The sequence below is a fragment of the Flavobacterium soyae genome, assembly GCF_021245985.1.
GTDB lineage: Bacteria > Bacteroidota > Bacteroidia > Flavobacteriales > Flavobacteriaceae > Flavobacterium > Flavobacterium soyae.
The window spans coordinates 163,584-175,653 of the sequence record NZ_JAJQXA010000007.1; the positions used below are offsets into that span (position 1 = coordinate 163,584).

The 12,070-nt window shown below is 33.4% G+C and carries 10 protein-coding genes; 7 read left to right on the forward strand and 3 right to left on the reverse strand.

The genetic code is table 11. The annotated features are described in order from the left end of the window. Window positions 1-77: 77 nt before the first annotated feature. On the reverse strand, window positions 78-1,307 hold the full coding sequence (locus LUU93_RS11130; protein ID WP_232681159.1) for an aminotransferase class I/II-fold pyridoxal phosphate-dependent enzyme: 1,230 nt from the start codon (window positions 1,305-1,307) through the stop codon (window positions 78-80). A gap of 398 nt (window positions 1,308-1,705) precedes the next feature. Between LUU93_RS11130 and LUU93_RS11135 the strand changes: the two genes are divergently transcribed. The 4 genes from LUU93_RS11135 to lpdA all read left to right on the forward strand — a co-directional run bounded on the left by LUU93_RS11135 (window position 1,706) and on the right by lpdA (window position 4,628). After that, window positions 1,706-2,164 carry an Lrp/AsnC family transcriptional regulator gene (locus tag LUU93_RS11135; RefSeq protein ID WP_111365432.1) on the forward strand — a complete coding sequence of 153 codons (459 nt, stop codon included), beginning with the start codon at window positions 1,706-1,708 and terminating at the stop codon, window positions 2,162-2,164. 151 nt (window positions 2,165-2,315) lie between these two features. After that, the gene (locus LUU93_RS11140) at window positions 2,316-2,561 is read left to right on the forward strand and encodes a hypothetical protein (protein WP_232681160.1); all 246 of its coding nucleotides are present in this window, start codon (window positions 2,316-2,318) and stop codon (window positions 2,559-2,561) included. After that, on the forward strand, window positions 2,551-2,841 hold the full coding sequence (locus LUU93_RS11145; RefSeq protein ID WP_255669460.1) for a type II toxin-antitoxin system RelE/ParE family toxin: 291 nt from the start codon (window positions 2,551-2,553) through the stop codon (window positions 2,839-2,841). The genes LUU93_RS11140 and LUU93_RS11145 overlap by 11 nt, the downstream gene beginning before the upstream one ends. 383 nt (window positions 2,842-3,224) lie before the next feature. Then, window positions 3,225-4,628, forward strand: a complete 1,404-nt coding sequence (lpdA, locus tag LUU93_RS11150) for a dihydrolipoyl dehydrogenase (protein ID WP_232681162.1) — start codon at window positions 3,225-3,227, stop codon at window positions 4,626-4,628. Between the two features lie 762 nt (window positions 4,629-5,390). On the opposite strand, the gene LUU93_RS11155 is transcribed toward lpdA, so the two are convergent. Both LUU93_RS11155 and LUU93_RS11160 read right to left on the reverse strand, forming a co-directional pair. Beyond that, on the reverse strand, window positions 5,391-5,765 hold the full coding sequence (locus tag LUU93_RS11155; protein WP_232681163.1) for a DoxX family membrane protein: 375 nt from the start codon (window positions 5,763-5,765) through the stop codon (window positions 5,391-5,393). 207 nt (window positions 5,766-5,972) lie between these two features. Beyond that, window positions 5,973-6,866: a DUF4349 domain-containing protein gene (locus LUU93_RS11160; protein ID WP_232681164.1), complete on the reverse strand. Its 894-nt coding sequence runs from the start codon at window positions 6,864-6,866 to the stop codon at window positions 5,973-5,975. 182 nt (window positions 6,867-7,048) lie between these two features. Between LUU93_RS11160 and LUU93_RS11165 the strand changes: the two genes are divergently transcribed. The 3 genes from LUU93_RS11165 to LUU93_RS11175 all read left to right on the forward strand — a co-directional run bounded on the left by LUU93_RS11165 (window position 7,049) and on the right by LUU93_RS11175 (window position 12,033). Beyond that, the gene (locus tag LUU93_RS11165) at window positions 7,049-8,335 is read left to right on the forward strand and encodes an anthranilate synthase component I family protein (protein ID WP_232681165.1); all 1,287 of its coding nucleotides are present in this window, start codon (window positions 7,049-7,051) and stop codon (window positions 8,333-8,335) included. Window positions 8,336-8,635: 300 nt separating this feature from the next. Next, a complete protein-coding gene (gene tilS, locus LUU93_RS11170) occupies window positions 8,636-9,946 on the forward strand; it encodes a tRNA lysidine(34) synthetase TilS (RefSeq protein ID WP_232681166.1) in 1,311 nt (436 codons plus the stop codon). Continuing rightward, complete coding sequence (locus LUU93_RS11175; protein WP_232681168.1) at window positions 9,946-12,033, forward strand: protein-disulfide reductase DsbD family protein; 2,088 nt, start codon at window positions 9,946-9,948, stop codon at window positions 12,031-12,033. Before tilS ends, LUU93_RS11175 begins: the two co-directional genes overlap by 1 nt. The last annotated feature ends 37 nt before the right edge of the window (window positions 12,034-12,070 follow it).

Genomic DNA, 12,070 nt, shown 5'->3' on the forward strand with positions numbered 1-12,070 from the left:
TAAGCAGATTATTTTGCTAAAAAAAAGATCAGCCCCATCTGCTACATCTGCGAGGGGAAGTAAAAAAACTTAGAATCTTAGCAACTCAGAACCTTAGAATCTTTTTTTAAAACTCCAAGCTCTTTCATACAAGCTTTCATCATTTCGTAAGTACGTTGAATATCATTATCCAATCCGATAGAAAAACGGATTAAACCATCAGTTAGTCCCATTTCTTTTTGCTCTTCTAACGGAATCTCACTAGAAGTTGAAGTTCCAGGCGCGCTGAATAAGGTTTTATAAAAACCTAAACTTACCGCTAGATAACCTAGATTTCGTTCTTGCATTAACTCCATTAATTCATTGGCTTTTTCCAAAGAACCAACATCAATTGTCAGCATTCCGCCAAAACCATATTCCGGATTAATCATTGTTTTGTACAATTCATGACTCGGGTGACTTTTCAATCCAGGATAAACCGTTTTTAAGCCATCTTTTTCAAATTGATCGGCCAGAAAATGCGCATTATGGCTGTGCTGTTTAATTCTAATATGAAGCGTGCGCAGGTTTTTCATCACACTTGCCGAACGCAAGCTGTCCATTGTCGGACCTAACAACATGCTTGCGCCAGAATTTACATTTTTTAGCGAATTGATAAATTCTTTAGAAGCGCAAGTTACACCGCCAACCGTATCACTGCTTCCATTAATGTATTTTGTCAAACTATGAATCACAATATCAGCACCCAATTTAGCAGGAGAAACTGATAAAGGTGAAAACGTATTATCAACAACCAATTTCAAATTGTGCTTTTTAGCAATTTTAGCTAAACCTGCAATATCAGCAACTTCCAATAACGGATTACTAACCGTTTCGCAATACAAAACTTTCGTATTTGGCGTAATTGCAGCTTCTACAATATCAAGTTTAGTAATGTCTACAAAGCTCGTTTCAATCCCGAATCTTGGTGTAAAGTTTTTCAGAAAAGCGTAAGTTCCGCCATAAATAGTTCGGCTCGAAACAATATGATCGCCCGCGCCGCACAATTGCAATAGAGTAGGTGTAATCGCTCCCATTCCCGAAGCCGAAACATTTGCCGTTTCTGTTCCTTCCATCGCAGCCAAAGCCTGATCCAAATACAAATTACTTGGCGAGGAATGGCGAGAATACAAATAACAGCCTTCCATATTGCCTTCAAAAGTATCAAACATGGTTTTAGCCGAAAGAAAAGTATAAGTCGAAGAATCAGAAATCGACGGATTCACACCGCCAAATTCGCCAAAATATTGCAAATCCTGAATTTTATCTGCTGGGTTGAAGTTTTTCATTATAGTAAGTTTTTGTTTTTTTTGTTTCAAGTTTCAGGTTTCAAGTTCCAACAACCTGAAACTTGAAACCTGAAACAAAATTATCAGGAGCTATTTCCTGCTATCCGTTTCAATCTTTTGTGCCTCCCGATAGCTATCGGGACCGGCACAAAAGGATTTCCACTTCTATCAGGGCTAGGACTCTCGTTTTCAAAAGAAATTCTATTCAAAATAAGATCTAATAAGAAAATTAATCAACTATAAAATGAAAAATTAGAATTTAAAACTATAAAAGTATATTTGTGCTGATTTTTAATCTAAATTTGATGTAAAAAACACAGTTAAATAGATTTTCTTTCTTTTGTGATAAACTATCAACCATCAACCAAAAACCATCAACCAAAAACCATCAACTAAAAATGACTTTAGACGCTACAGATAAAAAACTCCTGGTTTTACTGCAAACTGATAGCAAAAAGACCAATAAAGAATTGTCCTTAAAACTTAATCTTTCGGTAACTGCTGTTTATGAAAGAATCAAAAAATTAGAACGAGAAGGAATAATAAAAAACTATGCTGCCTTAGTAGATAAATCCAAAATTGAAAAAGGTTTTGTAGTTTTCTGCCATTTAAAACTCATTCAACATACTAAAGAATTCTTAACCAAATTCGAAAGCGAAGTCATAAAACTCAATGAAGTTCTAGAATGCCATCACGTAAGCGGCGATTACGATTATATTCTAAAAGTCTTGGTAAAAGATATGGAAGCTTATAGAGAGTTTTTAGTTACAAAACTGACTTCACTGCAGCATATCGGAAGTACGCAAAGTATGTTTATGATTAGTGAGGTGAAGAATTCGACGGTGATTTCGTTTTAGAAGGTTCAAAGGTTCAGAGAAGCAAAGGAGCAAAGGTTTTTTTGTAGAGACGCACTGCAGTGCGTCTAACATTACGTTAAATACATAAATGGAAAACATTAACAAAATTCAAAGCTAAAAAAACTTAAATTTGAGTTTAAATACAAACAAAATGGAAACGAAGGAATTAAGACGCAAGCTTATAAAGGATTTTGGTAAAATCATTGATGACGATTCAAAATTAGAAATTTTGGAAAGCGTTTTTGATGCCATCAATCACGATGAAAAAGAGTCAATCGTTCCAGATTCACATTACAATAAAGTTGCTGAAGAAAGAGAAAAATATTTGTCTGGAGAAATAGAAGCAAGTACTTGGGAAGAAGCAGAGCAACGACTGAATGCTAAATATGGTTTTTAAAATCAAAATTTTACCATTGGCAGAAAAAGAAATTGATGAATCTATTGAATTTTACGAAAGTAGAAGTAAAGGTTTAGGAAAACAATTTCTAACTTATTTAAAATCTTATCTAAAAGTTTTAAAAACTAATCCAGAATTATTTGAAATTAAAAAAAAGCCAGGTTATAGAGAAATGACGTTGGTTAAATTTCCATTTGTTATAATTTATGAGATTATTGGTGCTGAAATAATTATTTATTCAGTATTTCATACTTCAAGAAATCCAGAAAGAAAACCTTAGATTGAAGGTTCAAAGGTTCAGAGAAGCAAAGGAGCAAAGGTTTTTCTGTAGAGACGCACTGCAGTGCGTCTAACGTCCAGTTTGTCATCCTGAGGAACGAAGGATCACACTAGAAACTCCATAAAGTAATTCCGTAAAGCAAGTTGCCAATCTTTACAGAATCCCTCGTGTGATCCTTCGTTCCTCAGGATAACAAGCTTGAGTATAAATTTTGCGCCTCGACGTCTTTGCGAGACTAAAAAAAAACAAAAAAACTTTGTGTCTTAGAGCCTTCGTGGCAGAAAACCTTCCTCCAAAATTTCACACAAAAAACATTGAAAATTAAACTTTAAACAAAACTTTATTGCTTAATTTTGTAACCGCTAAAATAAAAACAAAATACTATGAGTTCATTTGACGTAGTCATTATAGGTTCAGGTCCTGGCGGATATGTATCAGCAATTCGTTGCGCACAATTAGGTTTCAAAACTGCAATTGTAGAAAAATATAATTCATTAGGCGGAACTTGCCTTAACGTAGGTTGTATTCCTTCAAAAGCATTATTATCTTCTTCTCACCATTATGCTGAAATTGCTCATTTTGCAGATCACGGAATTGAAGTTTCTGGTGATGTAAAAATCAATTTAGAGAAAATGATTGCACGCAAACAAGCCGTTGTAGATCAAACCGTAGGTGGAATTAACTACCTAATGGAAAAAAATAAAATTACTGTTTTCAATGGTTTAGGTTCTTTCGTAGACGCAACGCACATTGCAGTTGCAAAAGCTGACGGAACATCAGAAACTATCGAAGCAAAATATACTGTAATTGCTACAGGTTCTAAACCATCATCTTTACCATTCATCAAAATTGATAAAGAAAGAATCATCACTTCTACTGAAGCTTTAGCTTTAAAAGAAGTTCCAAAACATTTAGTTATCATCGGTGGTGGAGTTATCGGAATCGAGCTTGGACAAGTTTACTTACGTTTGGGAGCGCAAGTTTCTGTAGTGGAATTCATGGACAGAATCATTCCGGGAATGGACGGTTCCCTTTCAAAAGAATTGACTAAAGTGTTGAAAAAACAAGGAATGAAATTCTACGTTTCTCACAAAGTAAAATCAGTAGAAAGAAACGGCGATGCTGTTGTAGTTCAGGCTGAAAATGCAAAAGGAGAAACAATCACGCTGGAAGGAGATTATTCATTAGTTTCTGTTGGTCGTCGTCCTTATACAGACGGATTAAACGCTGACAAAGCCGGAGTTAAAATTTCAGACAGAGGACAAGTTGAAGTAAACGATCATTTACAAACTAATGTTCCTAATATTTATGCAATTGGTGACGTTGTTCGCGGGGCAATGTTGGCGCACAAAGCAGAGGAAGAAGGAGTAATGGTAGCTGAAATTTTAGCAGGTCAAAAACCGCATATCGATTATAACTTAATTCCGGGTGTAGTTTACACTTGGCCAGAAGTTGCTGCGGTTGGACAAACTGAAGAGCAATTGAAAGCAGCTGGAATAAAATACAAATCTGGAAGTTTCCCATTTAAAGCTTTAGGACGTGCAAGAGCAAGTGCTGATTTAGACGGATTTGTAAAAATCCTTGCTGACGAAAAAACTGATGAGGTTTTAGGAGTTCACATGATTGGAGCGCGTACAGCCGATTTAATTGCTGAAGCGGTTACTGCTATGGAATTCAAAGCTTCTGCCGAAGATATTTCAAGAATGAGCCATGCGCATCCAACTTTCGCGGAAGCGGTAAAAGAAGCAGCATTGGCAGCGACAGAAAATAGAGCTTTACACGTATAATTTTTTACGTACAATCATATTTAAAAACCGTCAGGAATTATTTCTGATGGTTTTTTTATTTTACAGCAAATTTTAATGCCTAAAAAAATATAAACTTGGAGAAAAATTTTGTAAATTAGATGTGTAATTCAGATGTAATCTTTATGGTAATAAAAATATTACATCTTGATAACTAGATATATAGCTCCAGTTTTTGTTAGGAGCAAGAATCGCAATCTGTTTTTTATTCTTGCGGCTCTATTATTCCTAAAAAAGCTGCTGCAGTTACCAATTTTGATAAAGCCGGATATTTAAGATGGCATAAAATCGCACGATCAGATTACAATTGGGAAAGAAACTTAGATAATGTTACCGCCAAATATTCTCTCAACGATAACCGGTACCATTAGAGTCGATAATAAGGGCTATGGTGTCAAAAAAGACAAGTGGGAACAGAGCATCGGGAAAGCCAAATTTGTCAGAAAAGACAATGTTGGTATGCTCAAAGTCTCATTTTTTGGTCCTTTATTCAGGATGTAATGTTGTTGCAGCAAACAACGATTATAAACATACTCTTGTTGCGGGCGAAAGCTTAAATACATATGAATCTTTCTGGAGAAACTACAATGCCAGAAAGTATTAAAAACAGTTTTTCTTATCAAAACTCAGGAAATTAGAGTATATCATATTCAGACTTGGTTTGGGTAAAATACGATAAATCAAATTAAATAAAAAACCCGGCATTCTAAATGTCGGGTTTATTTGTTTTTATACGATAAATAATTAAGGCGTAAACACAGTTTTATAATTATCCCAATATCTGTAAATCAAGAATAAATTGCCTAGAAAAAGTAATCCGGCAATTGGCAGGCCTTCAGGCGTTAAAAAGTAATTGATAAACAAAATATTGATCGTAATTGGTAAAATCAGAATATTTGCCAAAGTCACAAAACGACCTGTTACAAATGAAAGACCACAAAGCAGTTCAACAGTTTTTGCTAACGGAAGCAAATAAGTTGAAGCAACTAAACCCATATTAAAAGCCTTAAAATTTCCTGTTGTTTCTGGTTCCGGCGCAAGTTTAAAAAAGAACGAAATAGAAGCAAACAGCAGAAGAAGGCCGATCAAAACGCGGACAATAATAGTAGCAATTTTCATAATACTTAGAATTTGAATAGGTTAAATGATATAATTAGTGTGCTGATAATACAAATCAATATTCTTCAAATAAAACGGAAATCTATTTTAAGTCTTATTTTATTGAGAATTTAACAATCAATAATATTCTACTTTGGGATTAGTTTAATGCTGTATCAAATATAATGATTTTTTTATTACGAAATTGTTGTTTTATTAACACTTTTCTTATTTTTTATAATATTTTTTATAAAGAAAGAATCCGCTGATTACAAGTAATATAATTGGCCAAAGATTAATGAAAAAAACTAATATTGCCTGCAAAATATACCATCCGCTTTTTAAAGCATCAATAATCTGGATCCCTAAATTAGGTTTGTACGCAGAACTGTCTTTTTCGCCCGCAGTTATTTCCTGTTTGATAGTTTCATTTTGATAAAGCTGTAAAGTAATTGTGCTGAAATTAACCTGGTCCTGCATCGATAAATTCTCAATGATGCGATTATCATTTTCTTCTTTTTGGTTAGCCAGCGTATTTTCGGCATCAATAACATCATTTATTTTTTTGCCTTTAGAATCAATGGCTTTTTCTACTCTTTTTTCGCTTACAGCACCTCTTTTTTGCGAAAGCTGATTGGCAAGTAACTTTATTGAAACATCATCGGCCTGTATTATTCTGTAATCTAAAAAGTCAATTTGTTTGGCAATAGTTTTAATAATGGTGTCGAGCTTTGTATTTGGAACACGAATTGTAATATTATTTTCTACTGAATATTTAGTAGTTTCAAGTGTACTGTCCTGGCTGATTTTAGTTTTAATCTGATCGTGAATGTTACTTTGTAAATTTGTATAAGTAACAAAACCGCCAAATTTTTGAACAGCATTTTCAATTGCGTAAGTAGATTTGACGACATTTTTAACTTTGAATTTAATATCAGCAGTTCGGATAAATTTCTGTTTGCTGTCTTTTTGTTCGACTGCTGCAGAAGATGAAATAGCAGTACTGTCTGCCGTCATTTTAGAATCTGCTGATTCCTCAGAAGCGTAATCTGCTTTTTTGCAGGAAAATAATAAAATAATAATAGTTAAGGCGGTCAAACCTAATTTTGCAGTTGTTTTCATAAATGTTTAAAATTTGATTAATGAATAAAATATTTTGATGGTATTAATTTGTTTAATTTGTTAAAATGTTTGTGAATTAATATAAAATCGATGTACTAAAAAGCGTGCCAATAATTTTTATCGAATCTTTTATCGAAGGTCTTTTTTTGTTGTAATTTTGAAATTTAAAAATCCATTCATTTTTGAGAGTTTCTATTACCAAGCCTATTTCAAACCCGGAGCAGTTTAAACAACAGCTTTTAATCTGGGCACAGCAATTTCGTGAAGTCATTTTTTTAGACAGTAATTCTTATCCGCAGCGATATTCAAGTTTTGATTGTTTATTGGCTGTAGATGCTTTTACATCATTAAAAACTGATTTTCACAACGCTTTTGATGACTTAAAACAATATCAGCAAACCACAAGAGACTGGCTGTTTGGTTATTTATCTTATGATTTAAAAAATGATATTGAAGACTTAAAATCAAATAATTTTGATGGATTAGAATTTCCGGATTTGTTCTTTTTTCAGCCAAAAAAAATATTTGTATTAAAAGGAAATCAGCTTGAAATTCAATATTTGCTGCTTTGTGATGATGAGGTTGAAGATGATTTTAATGAGATAGTCGAAAGTCAAAAGTCAAAAGTCGAAAGTGCAGCATCTTTAAAAATTGAGCAGCGTATTTCCAGAGATTTATATGTTGAAAAAGTAACTAAAATGCTTGAACATATTCATAAAGGCGATATGTATGAAGCAAATTTTTGCATGGAATTTTTTGCCGAAAATGCAATAATTAATCCGTTAGAAAAATTTGAGAAACTGAATGAAATTTCACAAGCACCATTTTCAGTTTTCTTCAAAAATCACAAACAATATTTACTTTCTGCTTCACCGGAACGTTATCTGAAAAAAGTGGGAGATAAAATTATTTCTCAGCCTATAAAAGGAACTTCAAAACGATTTTTAGATTCGGCAGAAGATCAAAAATCAAGAGAACTCCTCGAATCTGATGCAAAAGAACGTGCCGAAAATATTATGATTACAGATTTAGTTCGGAACGATTTATCACATACAGCACAAAAAGGTTCTGTTGAAGTTGAAGAACTTTGCAAAATCTATTCTTTCTTGCAGGTTCATCAAATGATTTCGACCATAACGTCAAAATTAGATCCTGAATATTCTCCGGCAGACGTTTTAAAAACAACTTTTCCAATGGGAAGTATGACAGGCGCGCCAAAGATTTCGGTTATGAAAATCATCGAAAATCTGGAAGAAACCAAACGCGGACTTTACAGCGGCGCCGTTGGTTATTTTACACCCGAAGGTGATTTTGACTTTAATGTTGTAATTCGAAGTATATTGTACAATCAGGAAAAACAATACGTTTCGTTTTCAGTAGGAAGTGCCATAACATCGCTTTCAATTCCAGAAAAAGAATTCGAAGAATGTTTATTAAAAGCTAAAGCAATGCACGAAGTTTTACAGTAAAGAAGGTTTGCCACGAATTAAACAAATTTCCACTAATTTTTTTTCTTCAATTTGATGTAAAAAAATATAGCCACAGATTTAAAGGATTAAAAAGATTTTTTTTGTTTCACGCAGATTCTGCAGATTTAATTTAAAATTTAGAAATAAATCATTTTAATCCTTTAAATCTGTGACAAAAAAACTACTCAATCTGCATGAAAATAATTCGTGAAAATTCGTGTAATTCGTGGCAAATAAAAAAAATCACCGCTTAACATTTCATTTAAAAATAGATAAAATTTAATTTGTTACTTTTATCAAATGCTTTCAAAATTTCAAAATCATATCGCATCCAGATTTCCATTTTTAGTCGAGAAAAAGCTTTTTCTTGCTGTTAGCGGGGGCTTAGACAGTATGGTTTTACTACATTTATTGAAACAATTGCCGTATGAAATTGCTGTTTTGCATTGCAATTTCCAGCTTCGCGGTTTAGAAAGTTTCGGAGATCAGAATTTTATTCAGGAATATTGCGATCAAAATAATATTCCCGTTTTTATAACGCAGTTTGATACCGAAGCTTTTGCAAAAGATTATAAACTTTCTACTCAGGTTGCCGCGCGGGAACTTCGTTACAATTGGTTTTATGAACTTCTGAAAGAAAAAAAATTCGATTATATATTAACAGCGCATCATGCAGATGATAATCTGGAAACTTTTATTATTAATCTAACCCGCGGAACAGGATTAGAAGGATTAACCGGAATTCCAGAAGAAAATGATAAAATAATACGTCCGCTTCTGCCATTTTCAAGAGAAGAAATTCTGAAATATGCCGAAGAAAATAATATAAAATGGAGAGAAGACAGCAGCAATGCATCTAATAAATATTTGCGAAATAAAATTCGCCACGATTTAGTTCCCATTCTTAAAGAAATCAATCCCAATTTTTTAAACGCATTTCAAAAAACACAATCGTATTTGCAGGAATCGCAGGTTATGGTTGAAGATGCGTCGATTATGATTTATCAGCAGGCTGCAAAAGAAGTTGGAGAGGATATTTATTTTGATTTGAATCAGCTAAAAAAACTTTCGAATTATAAATCGTATTTGTACCAATGGCTGAATGAATTTGGCTTTTCGGCGTGGAACGATATTTATGATTTAGTTGATGGACAATCAGGAAAACAGGTTCTTTCGGAAGAATTTAGATTGCTGAAAAATCGGGAAACATTGATTTTAAGCCCGATTTTAGAAATATCTGAAAAAGAAGAATTTCAAATCGATGCGAATGATACAGAAGTTAATTTTCCCTTAAAATTGAGACTTTGTAACGTTGATCACATAAGTATAGATTCAAATAGAACTATATTTGTGGACGCCGAAAAAATCGGGTTTCCTTTGGTTTTGCGCAGATGGAATGAAGGAGATGTTTTTCAGCCTTTTGGAATGAACGGAAAGTCTAAAAAAGTGAGCAAACTTTTTAAAGACGAAAAACTATCACTGATCGAAAAGGAAAAAACATGGATTTTAACATCTGATAATCAAATCGTATGGGTTGTTGGAATTAGGCAGGATGAACGTTTTAGAATAAAAAACACCACAAATAAAATACTTAAAATAGAATTGCAATAATGAACTTTAATCAAAACCATCAAATGATATTTGCTAAAAATATCTGGAATAAAATCACTGTCTTTTTTCTGTTTTTCTTTTTTGCTTTGGCGGGTAATGCTCAAATTTTAGAGCCTGTAAAATGGAATTCTAAAATTGAAAAAAAAGGAAATAATGCCGTTTTAATTTTTGACGGTACGATTGAAAAAGACTGGCATATGTATTCGCAATTCACTCCAGAAGGCGGACCGCTTGCATTAGAAATAGTCTTTAAAAATCAAAAAGGAAACTATGAATTAATTGGCAAAGCCAAAGAAGGTAAAACCAGAACTGCTTTTAATGATGTTTTTGGTGTAAATGAAACTTTCTTTGAAGGAAAAGCGCATATCGAGCAGGAAATTAAAATTATTAACCCGAATCTAAAAACGGTTGATGTAGATTTTGATTTTCAGGTTTGTAAAGAAGTTTGTATCAATTCAAATAAGAAATTTTCTATTACAGTTCCTTCAACCTTTAAAATGGATGAAGTTCCGGTTATAGCACCAGCACAATTAGACGAAACTAAAAGAACTGGTTTAGCAATTGATACCGTTAAAAAAGAAGCAGAAGTAACGAAAGATCAAACAGTAAAAGCAGAAACTGAAAAAGAGATAAATGAAGAAATTCCTGCTCCGGCACCAGCCAGAAGTTTGTGGTCAATCTTTTTTATTGCGTTTTTATCAGGATTTGCAGCCTTGCTGACACCTTGTGTATTTCCGATGATTCCTATGACAGTAAGTTTCTTTACAAAACAAAGCAAAAGCAGGGCAAAAGGAATTAGAAATGCTATTATTTACGGACTTTCTATTATCGCTATTTATGTAATTTTAGGGCTTATTGTTACTAAAATATTTGGTGCCGATGCCTTAAATGCATTGTCGACAGATGTTTGGTTTAACCTTATTTTCTTTGTGATCTTAATCATTTTTGCTACTTCATTTTTAGGAGCTTTCGAAATCATGCTTCCAAATTCATGGGCAAATAAAGCAGACCAGCAGGCAGATAAAGGTGGAATAATTGGAATATTATTCATGGCTTTGGCTTTGGCAATTGTATCATTTTCATGTACTGGGCCAATTGTTGGAACTTTATTGGTTGAAGCGGCTTCAAATGGAGGAATTGCTCCAATTGTTGGAATGTTAGGATTTTCATCGGCATTAGCTTTACCATTTATGTTGTTTGCTATGTTCCCGGGCTGGTTGAATTCATTACCAAAATCTGGCGGATGGTTAAACACTGTAAAAGTTGTTCTAGGATTTTTAGAATTAGCATTGGCATTTAAATTTTTATCAAATGCCGATTTAGTTTTACAATTGCATTTCTTAGAAAGAGAAGTTTTCATTGCAATTTGGATTGCTATTTTTGCTGCATTGACTTTATATTTATTCGGAAAAATTACTTTGCCTCATGATAGTCCGTTACAGCATATTTCTGTTGGAAGATTGTATTTAGGATTACTTACTTTAGTATTTACAATGTATTTAATTCCCGGACTTTGGGGAGCACCATTGAAATTAATCAGCGCATTTCCGCCGCCGCCGCAATATAGCGAAAGCCCGTTTGGAGTAGGAGGATCTGGTAATTCAGGTTTGAGTACTGATGTAAAAGGACTTCCTGAAGGAGCAGAATTAGGCCCGCATGGTATTATGGTTTTCCACGATTACGAAGACGGATTAGCGTATGCAAAAGAAATCCATAAACCAATCATGCTTGATTTTACAGGTTATGCCTGCGTAAACTGCAGAAAAATGGAAAACAATGTTTGGTCTGAACCAACGATTTTACCAATCTTAAAAAATGATGTTGTTTTGATTTCTCTTTATGTTGATGATAAACGCGAATTGCCAAAAGAAGAGCAATTTGTAACCGCTGCCGGAGACAAAATCATTACAGTTGGCGATAAATGGACAGATTTTATGATCTCTAAATATAAAACCAATACACAGCCTTTATATGTAATTACTGACTTAGAAGGTAATAATCTGCACACTTCTAAACCAACAATTAGTTATGTAAGTGCTGCAGAATATTTGAAGTGGTTAAAAGAAGGAATAGCGAACTTTAAGTAAGTTATGAATTGTGAGTTATGAATGAAGAGATATTCTA

Bases quoted from the DNA above. Each gene is read 5' to 3' on its own strand.
- LUU93_RS11130 (WP_232681159.1), bottom strand. From the start codon at position 1,307: ATGAAAAACTTCAACCCAGCAGATAAAATTCAGGATTTGCAATATTTT.
- LUU93_RS11135 (WP_111365432.1), top strand. From the start codon at position 1,706: ATGACTTTAGACGCTACAGATAAAAAACTCCTGGTTTTACTGCAAACT.
- LUU93_RS11140 (WP_232681160.1), top strand. From the start codon at position 2,316: ATGGAAACGAAGGAATTAAGACGCAAGCTTATAAAGGATTTTGGTAAA.
- LUU93_RS11145 (WP_255669460.1), top strand. From the start codon at position 2,551: ATGGTTTTTAAAATCAAAATTTTACCATTGGCAGAAAAAGAAATTGAT.
- lpdA (WP_232681162.1), top strand. From the start codon at position 3,225: ATGAGTTCATTTGACGTAGTCATTATAGGTTCAGGTCCTGGCGGATAT.
- LUU93_RS11155 (WP_232681163.1), bottom strand. From the start codon at position 5,765: ATGAAAATTGCTACTATTATTGTCCGCGTTTTGATCGGCCTTCTTCTG.
- LUU93_RS11160 (WP_232681164.1), bottom strand. From the start codon at position 6,866: ATGAAAACAACTGCAAAATTAGGTTTGACCGCCTTAACTATTATTATT.
- tilS (WP_232681166.1), top strand. From the start codon at position 8,636: ATGCTTTCAAAATTTCAAAATCATATCGCATCCAGATTTCCATTTTTA.
- LUU93_RS11175 (WP_232681168.1), top strand. From the start codon at position 9,946: ATGAACTTTAATCAAAACCATCAAATGATATTTGCTAAAAATATCTGG.